This is a genomic window from Sinorhizobium sp. NG07B (genome assembly GCF_002532005.1).
GTDB lineage: Bacteria > Pseudomonadota > Alphaproteobacteria > Rhizobiales > Rhizobiaceae > Sinorhizobium > Sinorhizobium fredii_C.
The window spans coordinates 1,856,490-1,874,469 of sequence record NZ_NWTD01000001.1 but is presented as its reverse complement, the minus strand read 5'-3'; the positions used below and the strand labels follow the sequence as shown (position 1 = coordinate 1,874,469).

Genomic DNA, 17,980 nt, shown 5'->3' with positions numbered 1-17,980 from the left:
AGTGGGGCTATCGGCTTTAGGGCCGCTATCCCTCCGGAAGGCCTTCGGTCAAGGAATGCGGGCATGGGTTCAGACACGCTCAACGGCGCCGTTGCGACGACGAGACGCCAGGGTGTGTCCTTTGCGGCGAGCCTCGCATTCGAAAACATCAGCCACCGCTATCACTCGAAGGACACGATCAAGAACGTCTCGCTGACTGCCGAGGCCGGCGAAGTGCTGTGCCTGCTCGGCCCCTCCGGGTCCGGCAAGACAACCTTGCTGCGGATCGCGGCCGGCATCGAGATGCAGACCGGCGGCCGGCTTCTGCTGAACGGGCAGGAAATATCCGGTCCCTCCGTCTTCCTGCCGCCGGAAAGGCGTGGCGTCGGGCTGATGTTCCAGGATTTCGCACTCTTCCCGCACATGACCATTCGCGACAATGTCTGCTTCGGCTTGAACGACCTGCCGAAGAAGGAGGCTTTGATCCAGGCCGATGCGGCGCTCGATCGCGTGGGGCTGTTTCATTACGCAGATCGTTACCCGCATGTGCTTTCAGGCGGCGAGCAGCAACGGGTGGCGCTCGCGCGGGCGCTCGCCCCGCGGCCGGCGGTGCTGTTGATGGACGAGCCTTTCTCCGGTCTCGATTCCCGCCTGAAGGATTCCATTCGTGCCGATACGCTGGCGATCCTCCGCGAAACGCGGGCGACGGCGATCGTCGTCACCCATGACGCGGAAGAGGCCATGCGCATGGCCGACCGTATAGCGCTCCTGAAGGATGGCTGCCTCGTTCAGGTCGGCACCGCCGACGAGCTCTATCGCAAGCCCTGCAATCTGTTTGCCGCCGGGTTCTTCTCCGAGATCAACGTGTTCGATGCGCGCGTGCGCGGCGGCCGCGTCGAAACGCCGCTCGGTGACGTGCCTGCCGGGGAATACAAGGAGGGGCAGCCCTTGAGCGTGGCGGTGCGGCTCTCCGGTGTTCAGTTGAAGCCGGAGGGCGGCGACATCCCGGCGCGCATCCTGTCTCGTCGCTTCCTGGGCGTCGTCGAGTTGCTGGAACTCGCCGTGCCGCAGTCGGAGCGGACGGTACGGGCCCGCATTCGGGCCGATCTGTTGCCGACAGGATTGCGTGACGTCACGCTTTCCGTTAACGAGCGCGACATATTGGTGTTTGAAAAAGACGCCTCGACATCTTAGGTTCGGTCACAATGACGGCGCGCCTTCAAGCGGCGCCTGAAAAATGACAACGTGATGGCTTTGAATCGATAAAGCCTGAGGGAGTAAGTGGATGGGTTCGTTTAGCATCTGGCATTGGCTGATCGTCCTGGTGGTCGTGCTGCTGTTGTTTGGTCGTGGCAAGATCCCGGAATTGATGGGCGACGTTGCCAAGGGCATCAAGAACTTCAAGAAGGGCATGACCGACGAGGACGCTGCCTCGGCCGACAAGACGATCGACGGCAAGACCGTCGAGCACAAGTCCGACGAAGTCCGCTGACGATCGGAAATGGCCAACCGGCGCGCCTGGCGTCCGGTGAGCCGCATTACGGGTTTGTAGGGCGCGTCGGATGCTTGATATCGGCTGGACCGAGCTTGTTGTTATTGCAATCGTCTTGATCGTCGTCGTCGGACCGAAGGACCTGCCGCCCATGCTGCGGGCCTTCGGACGAATGACGGGGCGGATGCGGGGCATGGCCTCCGACTTCCGCCGCCAGTTCGATGAAGCGCTGCGGGAGGCCGATCTCGACGAGGTTCGCAAGACGATCAGCGATGCGCAAAGCCTCAATCCGACCACCGCATTGCGCGATGCCATGAACCCGCTGCGGCAGCTCGGAAACGAGATCAAATCCGATCTGCAAAGGGCGACGACGCCCGACGCTCCGGCCCAACCGGTCGCGCCCGAGGCTCCTGTCACGCCTGCACCACAAATCGAGCCGGCGACTGCGCCCGCTGGAATGCCGGCGAAGCCGGTCGAGACGGTGGCAGCCGCGGCCGTCGGGTCTGCCTCCCGGCAGATGCAACGCGCAGCGGCGGACGAGGTAAAGGTGGCGGAATCGAAGGCGCCCGAGGCGACGCCGAAGCGTGCCGCTAAGCCGAGAGCAGCTTCGCAGAAGGCGGCGAGCGCCAAGGGACCGGCAATCAAGGCAGCCACCAAGAAAGCCGCCGCTACGGCCGCGCCGAAGAAAGCGGCGACTAGGAAGACCACAGCCGGCGACCGCGTGGCCCCCGTCGGAACCGAGAAGACAAGCGCATTTGCGCGCAAGAAAAAAGGTGACGCATGAGCGGCGATATCGAGGACAAGCCGCAGCCGTTGATCGAGCACCTGATCGAGCTTAGGGCGCGGTTGATGTGGGCGGTCGGCGCGTTCTTCGTCGCTTTCCTGGTCTGCTTCTATTTCGCCAAGCAGCTGTTCAATCTCCTCGTCCTGCCGTTCAAGTGGGCGGTGAGCTGGGCCGGTCTCAGCCATCGTAACGTGGAACTCATCTACACCGCGCCGCAGGAGTTTTTCTTCACCCAGATCAAGGTGGCGATGTTCGGCGCGCTGGTGATCGCCTTTCCGGTAATCGCCTCGCAGGTCTATAAGTTCGTCGCGCCCGGGCTCTACAAGAACGAGCGCGCCGCCTTCCTGCCGTTCCTGGTTGCGTCTCCACTCCTTTTCCTGCTCGGCGGGGCGCTGGTTTACTTCTTCTTCACCCCGATGGTCATGTGGTTCTTCCTGGCCATGGAGCAGGGCGGTGGAGAGGGGCAGGTTGCGATCCAGCTGCTGCCGAAGGTCTCGGAATATCTGAGCCTGATCATGTCGCTGGTGTTCGCCTTCGGCCTGGTCTTCCAGTTGCCGGTCGTCACCACGCTACTGGCGCGCGTCGGTTTCGTCACCTCGCAGGGGCTCGCCGAGAAGCGCAAATATGCGATCGTCATCGCTTTCATCGTCGCGGCCGTGCTGACGCCGCCGGATCCGGTTTCCCAGATCGGTCTTGCGCTGCCAGCCATCCTTCTCTACGAGATTTCAATCTATACGGCGCGACTCGTTGAAAGGCAGCGGGAAGCTGAATCACTTGCAGGCGAGTCTGCGTCTTCGCAGGAAGGTTCTTCGGGTACGGTCGGGCCCGCCCAGGGCTGATCTAATCGCGCCGTGACCTGCAGCGCCGCGCGTTTTATTGGACGCGCAAAGGTCGCTGTAGCACTTCGAATTGCTGCATGTCTCCTCAAATCGAGGTCGATCTGAGGAGACATGCAGCAGACCAACGCGTGGGACGACTATGCTCGACATCAAATGGATTCGTGAGAATGCTGGCCTGCTCGACAATGCGCTGGCGAAGCGGGGCGCGGAGCCGTTGTCGGCATCGCTGATCGCGCTTGACGAGCGCCGCCGCACGGTCTTGCAATCGCTGCAGGAGATGCAGTCGCGCCGCAACGCCGCCTCGAAGGAAATCGGCGCCGCCATGGCGCAGAAGAACGGCGAACTCGCGGAAAAGCTCAAGGCCGAGGTCGCCGAACTCAAGGACGCCCTGCCGGCTGCCGAAGAGGAAAGCCGCCGGATCGAAGCCGAGCTCAACGATACGCTCTCGCGCATCCCGAACGTTCCGCTTGAGGACGTCCCGGTCGGTCCGGACGAGAGCGGCAATGTCGTGAAGCGCACCGTCGGCGCCAAGCCCACGTGGAATCACAAGCCGCTCGAGCATTTCGAAATCGGCGAAGCCTTGGGGTTCATGGACTTCGAAGGGGCCGCACGCATTGCCGGCTCGCGCTTCACCATTCTGAAGGGTCAGCTTGCCCGCCTGGAGCGCGCCCTCGGCCAATTCATGCTGGACCTGCATACGCAGGAGCACGGCTATATCGAGGTGCAGCCGCCACTGCTCGTCCGCGACGATGCGATGTATGGAACCGGCCAGCTGCCGAAATTCGCGGAAGATCTCTTCCGCACGACGGACGATCGCTGGCTGATCCCGACGGCGGAGGTTCCGCTGACGAACATGGTGCGCGAGCAGATCCTCGAGGGCGAAAAGCTGCCGCTGCGCTTCACGGCCCTGACGCCATGCTTCCGCTCGGAGGCGGGGTCTGCCGGCCGCGACACACGCGGCATGCTACGCCAGCATCAGTTCAACAAGGTCGAACTGGTGTCGATCACCGACGCCGAGACCTCGATCGACGAGCATGAGCGGATGACGGCCTGCGCCGAGGAGGTGCTGAAAGGGCTCGGGCTCCACTACCGGGTCATGACGCTCTGCACCGGCGACATGGGCTTCGGCGCACGCAAGACCTACGATATCGAGGTCTGGCTGCCGGGGCAGGATACTTACCGCGAAATCTCGTCCTGCTCGGTCTGCGGCGACTTCCAGGCGCGGCGCATGAATGCACGCTACCGCACCAAGGAGGAAAAGGGCACGAAGTTCGTCCATACGCTGAACGGTTCCGGCGTCGCTGTCGGCCGCGCGCTGATCGCCGTCATCGAGAACTATCTGAATGACGACGGCTCGGTCTCCGTTCCGGAGGTTCTCGTCCCCTATATGGGCGGTCTTAGACGCATCGAGAAGGCGGCCTGAAGCGCGGGCAAGCGAAAGAGACCGGCATGCGCATCCTGCTGACCAATGACGATGGCATTCATGCCGAAGGGCTTTCTGTCCTCGAGCGGATCGCCCTGACGATCTCGGACGATGTCTGGGTCGTCGCTCCGGAAGTGGACCAGAGCGGCCTTGCCCATTCGCTGACGCTGTCGGAGCCGCTGCGATTGCGGCAGGTGGCGGAGAGGCGTTTCGCCCTCAGGGGAACGCCGACCGACTGCGTCATCATGGCAGCGCGCAAGATCCTCGACCGTAGGCCGGATCTCGTCCTTTCGGGCGTCAATATCGGCGCCAATCTCGCCGACGACGTCACCTATTCAGGCACGGTCGCCGGCGCAATCGAGGGCACACTGCAGGGAATCCGGTCGATCGCCGTCAGCCAGGCTTACCGGCATGCCGTCGGCGGCGCAGTCTCATGGGACGTGGCCGAGACCCATGCGCCCGCCCTGATCCGTACCTTGATGGATGTCGCGCTTCCGGATGGCACGCTCCTCAATGTGAACTTCCCCGATTGCGCGGCCGATGCGGTGGCGGGCGTCGAAGTGACCTCACAAGGCAAGCTCGAATTCGGCCTCAGCATCGACGAACGCATCGATGGCCGCGGATTTCCCTATTTCTGGCTCCGCTTCGGCGAGCGCTCCGGCGACTTCCGCTCCGGCACCGACATTCACGCTGTGCGCGAAAACCGGATTTCGGTAACCCCGCTTAAACTGGATATGACCGACTATACCGTCCAGGAGCGCATTGCGCGCGCACTGCGGGAAGGGACAGGCGCTTGAACGGACGCGTTTCGCAGCAGGAAGGCTTTGCAGCGATGGCGCTGCGCCTTCGTTCCGCCGGCGTGGTCAATCACGATTTGCTCAAGGCCGTCGAGCAGACGCCGCGCAGCATTTTCTGTCCGCCGCAGTACCAGGACGGGGTCTATTCCAAACGATTGATACCGCTCGACTGCGGTTCGTTCATGGAAGGTTGCGACTTGGCAGTCCGCCTGCTGCATTGCCTGAACATCAAACCGGGCCAGCGGATTCTCGAGGTCGGGACAGGCAGCGGCTTCACCGCCGCAGTGATGGGTCGCATCGCCGAACGCATCCTGACGATCGACCGCTACCAGACATTGGTGAGTTCGGCGCAGAAGAACCTCGAAAAAGCTGGCATCCGCAATGTCGTGGTCAGGCAGGCGGATGGCAGTTCCGGAGTGCCGGGCGAGGGGACCTTCGACCGAATTCTTATCACCGCCGCCTTCGGCAGCCTGCCTCGAATGTTTTCCGACCATCTCGTCTCCGGCGGTACTCTGCTCGTGCCGATCATGATGAGCGAAACACAGTGCCGCATCGTGCGGGTCAGCCGGACGGGCAGCCGTTTCGATCGTGAAGACCTGTTCGATGCGCCCTATCTTCCGATCGTACCGCAGCTCGCATCGTTTCTTTGATGGACGGGTGATCTGATTCTCGGCTGCCGGAGGTGGCTGAGGCACCGCTGCGCCGTTCCCTCGACGCAGCAAACCCCTTGCGGATCAGCCTGTTAACCCATTCTTAACCAAATCCAGCTTCGCGCAAGCTTCAGCCCTTAGCCCGGACGGGCACGATGGCTGAAGGCGCGCTGCCTCGACGGCGACCCGCTCCCTCGTGCCAGTGACGGAGACGGTGGATGGAGATTGCGAACAGGCTGACGGCAGCGACGACGGGCGACGGTTTGGGCAATCTCGCCGGCCGTCCCGCCGGGCAGGTCGTCTCCGGAAGCAAGGACGATGGCGGCGTCCAGGCAACTCCGACAAGCTTTTTCGATCCGACGCCACGCATTTCGCTGTCGGTCGATGCGTTGCTCTATCTCAGCCGGACAAGAAAGGCGCCGGAGAAACTGCCGCCCTTGACCCGGGACGAGTGGAACAACACGCTTTCCCCACAGCTGGCTGCGCGCGAATATCAGGCCTTTGGGAAGCATGCCGAGACCGGCGACTACAAGGCTTATTATAGTTCCTTCATCGACTACTATGACAGCCTCCGCACGGAGGACCAGAACAGCCTGCGTTATTTCGGCACGAGGGAGGCGGCTCTGGCCGGCTTGCGGTCGCTCGAATACGATGCCGGAAGCGGATTGGACACGGGCGGAAATTTCGAAAGACTCGTCAGCGTCTTCCTGGACGAGGACAAGGCTGTCTCTTCAGTCGGTTCCACCGATACGCCGGTCCGCGAAACACCCTTCGTCGGTTGGGACGTCGGCAGCATCAGCTATGAGGAGCAGCTGCCTGAATCGCGGTCGCTGTCGGAAATCGAGCGCCTCTATTCCGAGCTCCTTTGAGCTGTTGCCTCTGCGGCATTTCGGGCGGAAAGGCTTCTGCGTCACGGATGCGCGGACATCCTATGGTTAGCATTTTGTCAAATGAGTCCCGCCCTTAACCGGGCGGTAACTCTAATGCGCTTTAATCATTCCACAGCGAGTTGCGTTCGGAGTGGGTAAGCGTCATGCGTCAATTTTCATCTCCCGGTGCAGGGAAGTCTTTGATCCGCCTGTGCGGGGCGGTTTTGCTGGCAAGCGTCGCGACCGGTTGCAGCTCCGACGTCAGCCGTTTCAACGGGCTCTTTTCGAGTTCGGATGACATCACCACCAGTTCCATCCCGGGGAATGTTCCACGTGGCGATATCTCCGGCGGCCAATTGGCCTCATCCGCAGGTTCCGGCGGCTCTTACGGCCAGGCTTTTCCGAGTTCCGCGCAGGCCGCGTCCTACGATCCGATGAGCACGGCGAGTACGCCGGTCTCCAGCGCCCGGGCCGCTTCGACGCCGGTCAGCGTTCAGCGTACTGCCTTGGCGGAGCCGGCGCCGGTCGCAACGCGTCAGCCGCAGGCGCTTCCCGCCGCCCGCCAACCGCAGCCCATACTCGCAAAGGCTGAGCCGCTGCCGTCGGATCTCAAGACGACTCCGAACAAAGGTGGCTGGACGACGGCGAATGCGCCCACGATCATGGTGCGCCCAGGCGATACGGTTGCCGTGTTGGCCCGCCGCTTCGGAGTTCCCGAGAAGGAAATCCTCAAGGCGAACGGCTTGAAGTCGGCAAGCCAGGTCGAGCCAGGTCAACGCCTTATCGTCCCGACCTTTGGCGCTTCGAGCAGTGCAGCAAAGGCCGCAGCCTCTGGTTCCATTGCCGACTTCGAAGGCGGAAAGAGGCAGCCTTCGCCGCTTCCCACCGGCCAGCGCGAGATGGCGATCCTTCCCGGCCAGTCTCAGTCCCGCGAAAAGAGCGAAGGCCGCAACGATGTGGCCGCCGGCAAGCTCAACAATGCCGGTGCAGGCGACGGCTCGGATGGCGGTTACACCGTCAAGCCGGGGGATTCGCTGAACAAGATCGCCAAGGCCAACGGCGTGTCCGTCGCGGCGCTGAAGCAGGCAAACGGTCTGACGGCGGAAGCTATTCGCGTCGGCCAGAAGTTGAAGATGCCTGCAGCCGGAGCAGCGGCGACCGATGCCGTCGTCACGGCCTCCGTACCGGCCAAAACGGAAACGAAAGTGGCTTCGCTCGATCAGGGCAAGCCGGCGGAATACAAGGCTCCGGTCGCCAAGGAGAGCGTTTCGGACGTCGCTATCAAGACCGATATCGACCAGGAGTCTCCGAAGTCGACGGGCATCAGCAAATATCGCTGGCCGGTCCGCGGCGCGGTGGTTGCCGCCTATGGCGCCAATGTCGATGGCAACCGCAATGACGGTATCAATATTTCGGTGCCCGAAGGCACGCCGATCAAGGCGGCAGAGAACGGCGTGGTCATCTATTCCGGCAGCAGCCTCAAGGAACTGGGCAATGCCGTCCTGGTCCGCCACGATGACGGCACCGTCACGGTCTATGGCAACGCCTCGCAGCTCAAGGTTCAGCGCGGCGAGAAGGTCCAGCGCGGCCAGACGCTTGCCGCCTCCGGCATGACCGGCAAGGCGAGCCAGCCGCAGGTGCACTTCGAGGTTCGCAAGAATGCGACCCCGGTTAACCCGGCGACTTTCCTCGAATAGTCTTCATCGGGCGCCCTGCGCGCCCGATCATGCCGTCTCGTCCAGTTGACGGCGCAGACGGCCAGCCAGATCCTGAATGAATTGCCAGGCGACGCGGCCGGATCTCGATCCCCGCGTCGTCGCCCATTCGAGGGCGCCGGCATGCAGCGATGCCGGTTCGACGGGCAGATGGAAATAGCGCGCATAGCCGTCGACCATGGCCAGATAGTCGTCCTGGCTGCACTTGTAGAAGCCGAGCCATAGCCCGAAGCGATCCGAGAGCGAGACCTTTTCCTCGACCGCCTCCGAAGGATTGATGGCAGTCGACTGTTCGTTTTCCATCATGTCGCGCGGCAGAAGGTGTCGGCGGTTCGAGGTCGCATAGAGTACGACGTTTGCCGGGCGGCCCTCCACTCCGCCGTCAAGAACGGCCTTCAGCGACTTGTAGGACGTATCGTCGTGATCGAAGGAAAGGTCGTCGCAGAAAACGATCACCGGCATCGGGGCTTGCCGCAGGATGTCCATAAGCGCGGGGAGGGACGCGATGTCCTCGCGATGCACCTCAACGAGCTTGAGGCCGCCGCCGCTGTCGCGCGCCACCTTCGCATGTACCGCCTTGACCAGCGATGACTTGCCCATGCCGCGTGCGCCCCAGAGGAGCACGTTGTTCGCGGGAAAACCCTCTGCGAAGCGAAGCGTGTTGTCGAAGAGGATGTCGCGGACATGATCGACACCGGTGATCAACGAGAGATCGATGCGATTCGGTTTGGTGACCGGTTGCAAATGGCGGGTAACGGGGACCCAGACGAAGCATTCTGCTTCGTTCCAGTCGTTCTCCGCCGGCGCCGGCCCGGCGATCCGGTCGAGCGCTGCCGAAAGCCTCTGCACTTCATTGATCAGAATGTCGAGCTTGCTTTCGCGCATCATTATATCTCCGGGCATACTGGTCTGCGGGCTTGGCTCACGCTCCTGGCGAAAGATGCGGGGTCCGGTGCAGTTGCTTGATCTATCCGGCCGTTTCTCCGCCGGCGGTATGATTTTGTCGGTAGCACGGCGGTTTGCGCTGGAAAAGCCCGGCTCTCCGCCCTCAAGGGGTTCTCCTGTTGCGGAAATTATGTCAGAGGCAGGAGCAACGGAGAAGGGTGCCGACATTTGTGTCGTGGGATTGCTTCCCTATATTCCCGTCGGATTTCGCGCGGGCAAAGTAACCGCGTGGGTTGAACTCAAGGAGTGATCGATGTTCATTACCGAAGCTTTTGCGCAGACTGCCGCGCCCGCCGCCGGCGGGGCCGACATTTTGATGTCCATCCTGCCGTTCATCCTGATCTTCGTCGTCATGTACTTCCTGATCATTCGCCCGCAACGTGCGCAGATGAAGCGTCGCGAAGAGCTGTTGAAGAACATCCGCCGCGGCGATCAGATCGTTACCGGCGGCGGTATCATCGGCAAGGTGACGAAGGTTATCGACGACGCGGAACTCGAGGTCGAAATCGCCGAGGGAATCAAGGTCCGCGTCGCCCGCAGCGGCGTGTCCGAAGTCCGCGTGAAGGGTGAGCCCGTCAAGGAATAACCTCACCTGCCACGGCCGGCCGGGTCTGGCGATGGAGCATTTCAAGGCATGCCCAACTTTTCGCCGCTGAAGAACACCTTGATCTGGCTGGTCGTCCTGGCCGGTTTTGCCTTTGCTCTGCCGAACATCGTTCCGAGGGAGCAGCTTGCCGGATGGCCGGCATGGCTGCCGCATCGGCAGGTGCCGCTCGGCCTCGACCTCAAGGGCGGCTCCGATATCGTTCTGAAGGTTGATCGCGACAGCATCGTCGCGGACCGCCTGCAAGCCACGATCCAGGCCATCGCCCAAGCGCTGAGAGGCGCCGAAATCGGCTATACCGGCCTTTCCGGCAGCGGTCAGGAAATTCAGTTTCGGCTGCGCGATACGTCGCAGTTAGCGGCAGCCCGAGAGGCCCTCAATACACTCACCGCGCCGGTTGAGGCACCGGACCGGGCTGGCAATCCGATCCGGGAATTGGTCGTCGACGAGACGACGGCGCAGGAGCCGGTTCAGCTTCGCCTGACCAACGAGGGCATCGATTTCCGGCTGTCCGCGGCGCTCGCCCAGTCGATCGAGGCGGTGCGTCGCCGCGTCGGAGAAGTGGTGGCCGCGGAACCGGTGATCCAGCGCCGCGGCAGCGATCGCTTGAGCATCCAGATACCCGGCTTGGAGGACCCGCAACGTCTCAAGGATCTCCTCAGCCAGCGGGGCAGCGTTGCTTTCCGGTGGCTCGACCCATCGATGCCGGCGCAACAAGCCCTCGATACGCGGCCGCCCGCCGCGTCGGAGGTGCTCTATTCGCTGGATGACCCGCCGGTGCCTTATCTGGTGGAAAGGCAGGCCTTCGCCTCCGCTGAGGACTTTGACGATGCGCAGCCCGGGACTGATCATCAGACCGGCGAACCCGTGGTCGATATCAAGTCCCCGCGGCTCGCAACGCTGTCGCAAGCCGCGTCGAACCGGCAATTCGCCATCGTGCTAGATGGACAGGTGGTCTCGACACCGGCGCTTGGCGACGTCATCGAAGGCGATATGGTCCGGCTCTCCGGCGACTTGTCGGAGGAGGGCGCGGAGAATTTCGCCGCTCTGCTGCGAGCCGGGCCGCTTCCCGCCTCACTGACGGTCATCGAAGAGCGCACGGTCGGTCCGGAAGTTGGCACGGACGCGATCGCCAACGGCTTAAAGGCCGGGTTGGTCGCGGCAGCCGCGGTCGCCGCCTGCATGATCGGGTTCTACGGTTTCTTCGGCCTTGTCGCCGTGGTCGCTGTGATCGTCAACGTCGTGCTCATCATCGCGGTAATCTCCCTTCTCGGAATTACGCTGACCCTGCCGGGGATCGCCGGGATCGTTCTCACGATCGGGGTGGCGGTCGATTCGAATGTTCTTATCTACGAGCGGCTGCGAGAGGAGGTGCGCAACAGCAGTGAGCCGTTGCGCAAGGCCCTCGACAACGGCTTTTCGCGCGTGTTGAGGAGCATAATCGATGCGAACCTGACGATGCTGATTGCGGGCGTCATCCTTTTCCTGCTTGGCACCGGAGCGATCAGCGGGTTTGCGACGACGCTCGCCATAGGCAGCGTCACGACCATCCTAACGGCGCATAGCCTGACCCGCCGGCTCATCCGCGGATGGTATCGCCGCCGCCGGCCGAAACATCTGCCAAGGGGTATCCGCACAGGCTTCTTTGCCGAGGCCGATATCCGCTTCATGGCCCTCCGCAATCCGGTGTTCATCCTGATGGCGTCGCTCTCGCTTGCTTCGCTCGTCCTGCTGGTGAGCCTCGGGCTCAACATGGGGGCCGACTTCAAGGGTGGTTCTCTTCTGGAGCTCCGGTCAAAGCAAGGCACAGCCGACGTCGCCGACGTCCGCGCCCGCCTCGACGAATTGAACCTCGGCGAGGTCCAGATTCAGGGGCTTGGCTCGGCGCGGGATATCCTGCTGCGCATCCCATCGCAGGAGGCAGGCGACAACGCCGATCAGACCGCAATGGGATTGGTCCGCGCCGAGCTCGAAGGTGACTACAGCTTCCGCCGTGTCGAGGTCGTCGGCCCGGCGGTGTCCGGAGAACTGACGCGCGCCGGTACGCTCGCAGTCGCGGCGGCGATACTCGCCATCATCCTCTATGTCTGGTTGCGCTTCGATTGGAAGTTTGCTGCCGGTGCCGTCATCACCACGCTTCACGACGTGCTGTTGACCGTGGGCTTCCTGGTCTTGACCGGCATCGAATTCAATCTCGCGAGCCTCGCAGCGCTTCTGACCATTGTCTGCTACTCGCTGAACGACACGATGGTGATCTACGACCGCGTCCGGGAGAACCTGGCGCGCTATCGGCGGATGCCGCTTTCGGTCTTGATCGACGCATCGATCAACCAGACCCTGTCGCGTACCATCCTCACGGCGACGACGACGGCGCTTGCCCTCGTTGCGCTTTACCTGTTCGGCGGGAGCCGCCTCGTGCAATCCTTCAGCGCGACGCTCCTCTTCGGTGTGGTTATCGGGACGGTTTCGTCGATCTATATCGCCGGGCCGGTGCTCATTCTCTTCAACCGTCGAAACAATCGTCTCGGCGGCGAGTTGGGAGGACGCGGGACGACGCCGGGTACGGCAACGGGGGCGGCCTGATGGCAAAAGGTATCGAAATGCGCGAAGCGCACTTTCCGGGACGCGCGCCTATCGACGCCTACGGCAATGGCGGCTTCCGCTTCGCCGACATGTCGCACCGCGGCTCGGTGCTGCTGCTGCCCTCCGGCGTCTATGCCTGGGACGTCGCCGAGGGGGATCCGCTGGCGATCGAGAAATTCCGTCGCGTGCTTGGCGAGGCTCACGCGATCGAAGTCCTGCTCGTCGGGACCGGCCGCGACATCAGACCCTTGCCGGCGGATCTGAAGGCAACATTGAAGGCCGCCGATATTTCGTCCGATCCGATGAATACCGGCGCGGCGGTTCGCACCTACAATGTCATGCTGGCAGAATCGCGCGCCGTCGCTGCAGCCCTGATTGCGGTGTGATCGAGCCGAAGGAATCGCAGCGTGCAAATGCCAGATCCCCAGATACTCGCGACACTGCGGGACACCGATCGCGACCGCTATCTCGCATGCCTGCTCGCCTCGCCGGAAAAGCGGCACTCGCTTGCCTGCCTCTACGCCTTCAACGCCGAGATCGCCCGCATCCGCGACCTGGTACACGAGCCGCTTCCCGGCGAAATTCGGCTGCAATGGTGGCGTGACCTGCTGGAGAACCATTCGGGGGGCGAGGGCCACCCGCTAGCCGAGGCGCTGCTTGCCTCAATTGCCGAGCATCGTCTGCCCGTTGCCGTTCTGCAGAACATGATCGATGCGCGCATTTTCGACCTCTACGACGACCCGATGGAGGACACGACGGCGCTGGAGGGCTATGCGGGCGAAACGGCGTCCGCACTCATTCAGCTGGCTTCGCTCACTCTCGACCCGGCGAACGCCGGAATGTCCGCAGAGGCTGCCGGGCACGCCGGCGTTGCGCAGACGATCGCCGGCCTTTTGTTGCTCCTGCCGGTCCATTGCCGGCGCGGCCAGGTCTATTTTCCCGCCGACCTCCTGCGGGCGACCGGTCTCGACCGGGAGATGCTGCTGGACGGGCGCGACGAGGTCGCGATCGGCAGGGCCGTTCGCGCATTCTGCGGGCTCGGCCGCGATCATCTCGCCAAGGCGCGCAAGAGTTCGGGTTCGATCTCTCCGCAGAATTTCTCGGCCTTCGTTCCCGTTGCTCTTGCCGAGCCGGTGTTCGAGCGCGCCGAGGCCGCCGGAGCCCGGATCCTGCGGTATTCGATCCAGCCGCCCCAGTGGCAACGGCAATGGCGGATGTGGCGCGCGAGCCGACGCCGGCGTTTTTGACGAATGTCCCCGTTCAAGCTGGCGCAAGCCTCGAGCGATAAGAACGGGCCTTACCTATTCCTGTCGTCCGAAGGGGACGGATGATGCTCTGGTTCATACTCATAGCTGTGGTTGCGTTCGTTGCCGCCTTTTATGCCTGGATGAACGCGCGCGCCGAGCGCGACGCCAGCAATCCCGATACCGGCTCGGCCATGGTCGAGTTTGGTCGTGCCTTTCCGGACGAGGCAATCCGCGCGCTGCATGCGACCATCGACGGCAAGGCTATTTTTCTTCGTCTGCACGACGGCAAGGCGGGATTCATCCAGTCGCACGGCACGCACTATGTATGCCATGTGATTCATCCCGGTAAGCTGCGGGTGAACAGCTCGGAAAGCGGGCAGGGGCTCATCGTCCATTTCCCGGATTTCGCTTATCTGGATAACAGCTTCGAGTTTCGGACCGCTGCAGAGGCGGCCGAGGTCTCCCTCTGGCTGCTCGGTAGCTTCAATCCGAAATCCGAATTCGCGGAGCCACCGGCCGAAAGCAAGGCGGCGGCGCAGACGATCGACTGAACGCTTATGCGGCTTCGTGATGAAGCCACTCGGCGCAGTCCTTCAGCGCTCGTGCCGCAGTCGCGTGCTTCTTGGCCAGTGCCTTTTCCTTGCCGCGGAAGCGTTTGGCACCTTCGGGCCGCAAAAGCGCACCCGGCTCCAGCGGCGGAAACAGGCCGAAATTGATGTTCATCGGCTGGAACGAGCGCTTGCCCGGCTCGTCTTCGGAAACGATGTGCCCGCCGGTAATGTGATTGAGGAGCGCGCCGAAGGCCGTCGTGTCCGGCGGCAGCGACAGCGCTTCGTCCTTGCGCTCGGCAGCGGCGAACCGTCCGGCGAGAAGCCCGATGCTGGCGCTTTCTACATAGCCCTCACAGCCGGTGATCTGGCCGGCAAAGCGCAGGCCGGGACGGGATTTCAGCGTCAGCGAACGGTCGAGCAGGACCGGCGAGTTGATGTAGGTGTTGCGGTGCAAGCCGCCGAGCCTTGCGAATTCGGCGTTCTCCAGGCCCGGAATCATCCGGAACACCTCCGTCTGGGCGCCGTATTTCAGTTTGGTCTGGAAGCCCACCATGTTGTAGAGCGTGCCCAGCGCATTGTCCTGGCGCAGCTGCACGACGGCGTAGGGCTTGACCGAGGGATTGTGGGTATTGGTGAGCCCCATAGGCTTCATCGGGCCGTGGCGAAGGGTCTCACGGCCGCGTTCCGCCATCACCTCGATCGGCAGGCAGCCGTCGAAATAGGGCGTGCCTTCCCATTCCTTGAAGCCGGTCTTGTCGCTGGCGATCAGCGCATCGACGAAGGCGTTGTACTCAGCCTCGGTCATCGGGCAATTGATATAGTCCTTGCCCGTGCCGCCGGGGCCGACCTTGTCGTAGCGCGACTGGTGCCAGCAAATATCCATGTCGATGGTCTCGGTGTAGACGATCGGCGCTATGGCATCGAAGAAGGCAAGCGCATCGGCGCCGGTTTCGCGGCGGATCGCCTCGGCGAGGCCGGGAGCGGTGAGCGGACCGGTGGCGACGATCGCAAGGTCCCATTCCCTCGGCGGCAGGTCGCTGATTTCCTCGCGAACCACCGAGATCAGCGGGTGGCCTTCGATCTGAGCGCCGACCGCCTGCGAGAAGCCGTCCCGGTCGACGGCAAGGGCGCCGCCGGCCGGCACCTGGTTGCGATCGGCAGCCTGCATGATCAGCGAGCCGGCGAGGCGCATCTCCGCATGCAGCACGCCGACTGCATTGCTCGTCGCATCGTCGGAACGGAAGGAATTGGAGCAGACGAGTTCGGCAAGGCCGTCGGTCTTGTGAGCCTCCGTGCCGCGCACGCCGCGCATCTCGTGCAGAATGACCGGCACGCCGGCCTCGGCGATCTGCCAGGCGGCTTCCGAGCCCGCGAGCCCGCCGCCGATGACATGAATGGGCGAATAAGGAGAGGTGGTCCTGTTCATGCGCGGCTTCCTAGCATAGCCCTTCCGCGCTTCCAACAAAAACGGCGCCCGCGGGCGCCGTCTTTGAAGTTTCAGGCTTCATTCCGATTAACGGAAGGAGCGGGCCGCAATGTTGCGGATGTCGTAGCGGGTGATGCCGATATCGCTCAGGGCGTGGTTCGACAGGCCGCCGAGTTCGGCGACAGTGCGGCGGTAGTTGATCCAGCTCTTTGCAAGACGAATGGGGTTCATGGTCGTTTCCTCAGGTCGATTGGGCGCGACAGTGATTTGTCTGCGTCGTTGAGGTTCTTATACGCTTGTCTAATTGGCAGGTGGAGTGCAAAGAAAATGCATCTGCTATGCATTTGTGCACTGCGTCGATGATTTGCTGTGCATGGAAAGGGCGGAGCCCGAAAATGCAGCACGCGGCTACTCCCATCGCGGCAGTGGTAGCGCGTTGTTTTGCCGCGGTTTTCGCGGACAGTGTCGACGCGCGGGCTGGCTCACCAAGGCTCCCATGGCAGCAATTATGCGACGCGAAATGGTGCACCGAACGAACGGACTAAACCGCCTCTACCGAAAGCCCGGTGTCATGCACCGATCAGGCAACGAAAAACGCCCTCCGACAGGGCCGGAGGGCGTTACGAAAACAGCAGCAGTCTGTGACTTACTTGACAGCCTTGCGAGCAACGTAGGGGATGTCGGCGCGGCCGATGCCGAGGTCGTTCAGCTCACGGTCGCTCATGCGGCCGAGCTCATTGCAGGTCTGACGGTACTTGCGCCAATTGTTGAAAGAACGTGCGAGGTTCATGATCCTATTCCTTTCAGGGTCGTTCGCCAGCGCTCTATCTCTCTTGCTGGCCATCATCTTATGGGCAGGAATATAATCGATTTGTGCTCAGAAAACAGAGACGATGCTGCATCGCACCCATGCAGCTTTTGCAATCCTCTGTCGGCCGTTAATCCGGTCTTAATTTATGGTGCTGTCGAGTGTGCCTGGAATCGCCTCAGGTGGGGAGGCGAAGCTCGAAAGGCTGCTCGAACCATGCAAAAAACAACGCCCGCTGGGGGAGGAGATCCAGCGGGCGTTGCCTGTTCTGATTGGCAACTGGGAGGAGGAGGTTGCCAATCCGTATCGGGAGCGCTGGGAGGAGGAGTGCGCTGCCCGATCGATGATCTGAAGATAGGCGTGAACCCCTAATTTGTATAGGGACACTGCGGAATGGCACATATGCGCGCGATGCATGGCTGCGACAGCCGCTTGGCGGAAATGCTTCAATTTCGTGCAAACACGCTCAGACTAACTTCACAAGCGTGATGGATCTTCTCGCAGGTGCGAAGAACAAAAAACGCCCGCCGGGGGAGGAGGTCCGGCAGGCGTTCTAAAGTCGATTGGCAACCGGGAGGAGGAGGAGGAGTGTTGCCAATCCTATCGAAACAGCGTTGGGAGGAGGAGTACGCTGCTTCGAATTCCGTCGAGCTTCGGCTCGGGTCGTTCCGGAAGTCCGGGCGGGAGACCAACCGCGGGCGGCTTTGGTTCGTCACCACCGGCCTTTTTCATTGTCTTCAATATAGCGCAGCTGGGAGCGTTTTGTGCAGTGCAATATCGGTATGGAAGATGTGCATCCTGCGCAAATCGTCCATTGCGGTCGAATTGATCGGGCCGGTGGCGGGGGTGCTACGGTCGTTGTGCTGGTGGGGATGTCACGTTGGTGCCCGGTGAGGGACTCGAACCCCCATGCTCTCGCGCTTGGACCTAAACCAAGTGTGTCTACCAATTCCACCAACCGGGCAACGGAGGTGCTTGCGTAGCCTGTAGAACAATGACGGGCATTTTGGCAAGCCTTGCGTGGAGGCGAGCAGGCGCCGGTGCTGACTTGGCCCCTCATGTCGCGCGGTCGGCACGGCACCGGAAATGCTTGCCATTCGTCTGCCATCGGGTGTATTTGGCGCCCGTGACACACAGCGCAATGTGCCATGACTTGGTGACGCGCCTGTCGAAAGCGACGGGTCGTTGCGGCTAACTGAATGGTTCACTGGCGTCTGGTCGACCGACATCTCCGTGGCGTGGTTTGATCCGGCGCAGCAGGTCAAGAC

At 62.5% G+C, this 17,980-nt stretch carries 19 protein-coding genes and 1 tRNA gene; 14 read left to right on the top strand and 6 right to left on the bottom strand.

Features of this window, described 5'->3' with window-relative positions; genetic code table 11:
• Window positions 1-63: 63 nt before the first annotated feature.
• The 8 genes from CO664_RS09180 (at window position 64) to CO664_RS09140 (ending at window position 6,833) form a co-directional block, all read left to right on the top strand.
• Entirely contained in the window at window positions 64-1,173 is a 1,110-nt protein-coding gene (locus CO664_RS09180) for an ABC transporter ATP-binding protein (RefSeq protein ID WP_037422892.1), read from the top strand.
• Between the two features lie 91 nt (window positions 1,174-1,264).
• Entirely contained in the window at window positions 1,265-1,471 is a 207-nt protein-coding gene (locus CO664_RS09175) for a twin-arginine translocase TatA/TatE family subunit (protein WP_018239649.1), read from the top strand.
• Window positions 1,472-1,541: 70 nt separating this feature from the next.
• Complete coding sequence (gene tatB, locus CO664_RS09170; protein ID WP_097538484.1) at window positions 1,542-2,255, top strand: Sec-independent protein translocase protein TatB; 714 nt, start codon at window positions 1,542-1,544, stop codon at window positions 2,253-2,255.
• Window positions 2,252-3,094 (top strand): twin-arginine translocase subunit TatC, encoded by an 843-nt coding sequence (gene tatC / locus CO664_RS09165; RefSeq protein WP_037422884.1) that lies wholly within the window; start codon window positions 2,252-2,254, stop codon window positions 3,092-3,094. The genes tatB and tatC overlap by 4 nt, the downstream gene beginning before the upstream one ends.
• A gap of 139 nt (window positions 3,095-3,233) precedes the next feature.
• Window positions 3,234-4,517, top strand: coding sequence for a serine--tRNA ligase (gene serS / locus CO664_RS09155; RefSeq protein WP_097526811.1), 1,284 nt, complete (start codon window positions 3,234-3,236; stop codon window positions 4,515-4,517).
• 26 nt (window positions 4,518-4,543) lie between these two features.
• A complete protein-coding gene (gene surE, locus CO664_RS09150) occupies window positions 4,544-5,314 on the top strand; it encodes a 5'/3'-nucleotidase SurE (protein WP_097526810.1) in 771 nt (256 codons plus the stop codon).
• Window positions 5,311-5,964 carry a protein-L-isoaspartate(D-aspartate) O-methyltransferase gene (locus CO664_RS09145; protein WP_097538483.1) on the top strand — a complete coding sequence of 218 codons (654 nt, stop codon included), beginning with the start codon at window positions 5,311-5,313 and terminating at the stop codon, window positions 5,962-5,964. The genes surE and CO664_RS09145 overlap by 4 nt, the downstream gene beginning before the upstream one ends.
• A gap of 218 nt (window positions 5,965-6,182) precedes the next feature.
• The gene (locus CO664_RS09140) at window positions 6,183-6,833 is read left to right on the top strand and encodes a biotin biosynthesis protein BioC (RefSeq protein WP_097526809.1); all 651 of its coding nucleotides are present in this window, start codon (window positions 6,183-6,185) and stop codon (window positions 6,831-6,833) included.
• A 169-nt stretch (window positions 6,834-7,002) separates the two neighbouring features.
• Here CO664_RS09140 and CO664_RS31160 read toward each other — a convergent pair whose 3' ends face one another.
• A complete protein-coding gene (locus CO664_RS31160; RefSeq protein ID WP_234819527.1) occupies window positions 7,003-7,149 on the bottom strand; it encodes a hypothetical protein in 147 nt (48 codons plus the stop codon).
• A gap of 40 nt (window positions 7,150-7,189) precedes the next feature.
• Between CO664_RS31160 and CO664_RS09135 the strand changes: the two genes are divergently transcribed.
• Window positions 7,190-8,530 carry a LysM peptidoglycan-binding domain-containing protein gene (locus CO664_RS09135; protein ID WP_234819526.1) on the top strand — a complete coding sequence of 447 codons (1,341 nt, stop codon included), beginning with the start codon at window positions 7,190-7,192 and terminating at the stop codon, window positions 8,528-8,530.
• A gap of 27 nt (window positions 8,531-8,557) precedes the next feature.
• Here CO664_RS09135 and CO664_RS09130 read toward each other — a convergent pair whose 3' ends face one another.
• Complete coding sequence (locus CO664_RS09130) at window positions 8,558-9,433, bottom strand: ATP-binding protein (RefSeq protein ID WP_037422916.1); 876 nt, start codon at window positions 9,431-9,433, stop codon at window positions 8,558-8,560.
• A gap of 313 nt (window positions 9,434-9,746) precedes the next feature.
• Here CO664_RS09130 and yajC point away from each other — a divergent pair, with 313 nt between their 5' ends.
• The 5 genes from yajC to CO664_RS09105 all read left to right on the top strand — a co-directional run bounded on the left by yajC (window position 9,747) and on the right by CO664_RS09105 (window position 14,478).
• Window positions 9,747-10,079, top strand: a complete 333-nt coding sequence (gene yajC / locus CO664_RS09125) for a preprotein translocase subunit YajC (RefSeq protein WP_037422867.1) — start codon at window positions 9,747-9,749, stop codon at window positions 10,077-10,079.
• A gap of 48 nt (window positions 10,080-10,127) precedes the next feature.
• Window positions 10,128-12,680 (top strand): protein translocase subunit SecDF, encoded by a 2,553-nt coding sequence (gene secDF / locus CO664_RS09120; RefSeq protein WP_097538482.1) that lies wholly within the window; start codon window positions 10,128-10,130, stop codon window positions 12,678-12,680.
• Window positions 12,680-13,066 (top strand): Mth938-like domain-containing protein, encoded by a 387-nt coding sequence (locus CO664_RS09115; protein ID WP_037422862.1) that lies wholly within the window; start codon window positions 12,680-12,682, stop codon window positions 13,064-13,066. Before secDF ends, CO664_RS09115 begins: the two co-directional genes overlap by 1 nt.
• Window positions 13,067-13,087: 21 nt before the next feature.
• On the top strand, window positions 13,088-13,927 hold the full coding sequence (locus tag CO664_RS09110) for a phytoene/squalene synthase family protein (protein ID WP_097538481.1): 840 nt from the start codon (window positions 13,088-13,090) through the stop codon (window positions 13,925-13,927).
• Window positions 13,928-14,010: 83 nt separating this feature from the next.
• On the top strand, window positions 14,011-14,478 hold the full coding sequence (locus CO664_RS09105) for a hypothetical protein (RefSeq protein WP_037422913.1): 468 nt from the start codon (window positions 14,011-14,013) through the stop codon (window positions 14,476-14,478).
• A 4-nt stretch (window positions 14,479-14,482) separates the two neighbouring features.
• Here the strand turns inward: CO664_RS09105 and trmFO are convergent, their stop codons facing one another.
• The 4 genes from trmFO to CO664_RS09080 all read right to left on the bottom strand — a co-directional run bounded on the left by trmFO (window position 14,483) and on the right by CO664_RS09080 (window position 17,676).
• Window positions 14,483-15,904: a methylenetetrahydrofolate--tRNA-(uracil(54)-C(5))-methyltransferase (FADH(2)-oxidizing) TrmFO gene (gene trmFO, locus CO664_RS09100; RefSeq protein ID WP_037422858.1), complete on the bottom strand. Its 1,422-nt coding sequence runs from the start codon at window positions 15,902-15,904 to the stop codon at window positions 14,483-14,485.
• An 87-nt stretch (window positions 15,905-15,991) separates the two neighbouring features.
• Window positions 15,992-16,135 carry a DUF1127 domain-containing protein gene (locus CO664_RS09095; RefSeq protein WP_014328242.1) on the bottom strand — a complete coding sequence of 48 codons (144 nt, stop codon included), beginning with the start codon at window positions 16,133-16,135 and terminating at the stop codon, window positions 15,992-15,994.
• A gap of 415 nt (window positions 16,136-16,550) precedes the next feature.
• Window positions 16,551-16,694 (bottom strand): DUF1127 domain-containing protein, encoded by a 144-nt coding sequence (locus CO664_RS09090; RefSeq protein WP_064506658.1) that lies wholly within the window; start codon window positions 16,692-16,694, stop codon window positions 16,551-16,553.
• Between the two features lie 899 nt (window positions 16,695-17,593).
• Window positions 17,594-17,676: transfer RNA gene (locus tag CO664_RS09080), tRNA-Leu, on the bottom strand.
• Window positions 17,677-17,980: the final 304 nt, after the last annotated feature.

Bases quoted from the DNA above. Each gene is read 5' to 3' on its own strand.
- CO664_RS09180 (WP_037422892.1), top strand. From the start codon at position 64: ATGGGTTCAGACACGCTCAACGGCGCCGTTGCGACGACGAGACGCCAG.
- CO664_RS09175 (WP_018239649.1), top strand. From the start codon at position 1,265: ATGGGTTCGTTTAGCATCTGGCATTGGCTGATCGTCCTGGTGGTCGTG.
- tatB (WP_097538484.1), top strand. From the start codon at position 1,542: ATGCTTGATATCGGCTGGACCGAGCTTGTTGTTATTGCAATCGTCTTG.
- tatC (WP_037422884.1), top strand. From the start codon at position 2,252: ATGAGCGGCGATATCGAGGACAAGCCGCAGCCGTTGATCGAGCACCTG.
- serS (WP_097526811.1), top strand. From the start codon at position 3,234: ATGCTCGACATCAAATGGATTCGTGAGAATGCTGGCCTGCTCGACAAT.
- surE (WP_097526810.1), top strand. From the start codon at position 4,544: ATGCGCATCCTGCTGACCAATGACGATGGCATTCATGCCGAAGGGCTT.
- CO664_RS09140 (WP_097526809.1), top strand. From the start codon at position 6,183: ATGGAGATTGCGAACAGGCTGACGGCAGCGACGACGGGCGACGGTTTG.
- CO664_RS31160 (WP_234819527.1), bottom strand. From the start codon at position 7,149: ATGGAACTGGTGGTGATGTCATCCGAACTCGAAAAGAGCCCGTTGAAA.
- CO664_RS09130 (WP_037422916.1), bottom strand. From the start codon at position 9,433: ATGCGCGAAAGCAAGCTCGACATTCTGATCAATGAAGTGCAGAGGCTT.
- yajC (WP_037422867.1), top strand. From the start codon at position 9,747: ATGTTCATTACCGAAGCTTTTGCGCAGACTGCCGCGCCCGCCGCCGGC.
- secDF (WP_097538482.1), top strand. From the start codon at position 10,128: ATGCCCAACTTTTCGCCGCTGAAGAACACCTTGATCTGGCTGGTCGTC.
- CO664_RS09115 (WP_037422862.1), top strand. From the start codon at position 12,680: ATGGCAAAAGGTATCGAAATGCGCGAAGCGCACTTTCCGGGACGCGCG.
- CO664_RS09105 (WP_037422913.1), top strand. From the start codon at position 14,011: ATGCTCTGGTTCATACTCATAGCTGTGGTTGCGTTCGTTGCCGCCTTT.
- trmFO (WP_037422858.1), bottom strand. From the start codon at position 15,904: ATGAACAGGACCACCTCTCCTTATTCGCCCATTCATGTCATCGGCGGC.
- CO664_RS09095 (WP_014328242.1), bottom strand. From the start codon at position 16,135: ATGAACCCCATTCGTCTTGCAAAGAGCTGGATCAACTACCGCCGCACT.
- CO664_RS09090 (WP_064506658.1), bottom strand. From the start codon at position 16,694: ATGAACCTCGCACGTTCTTTCAACAATTGGCGCAAGTACCGTCAGACC.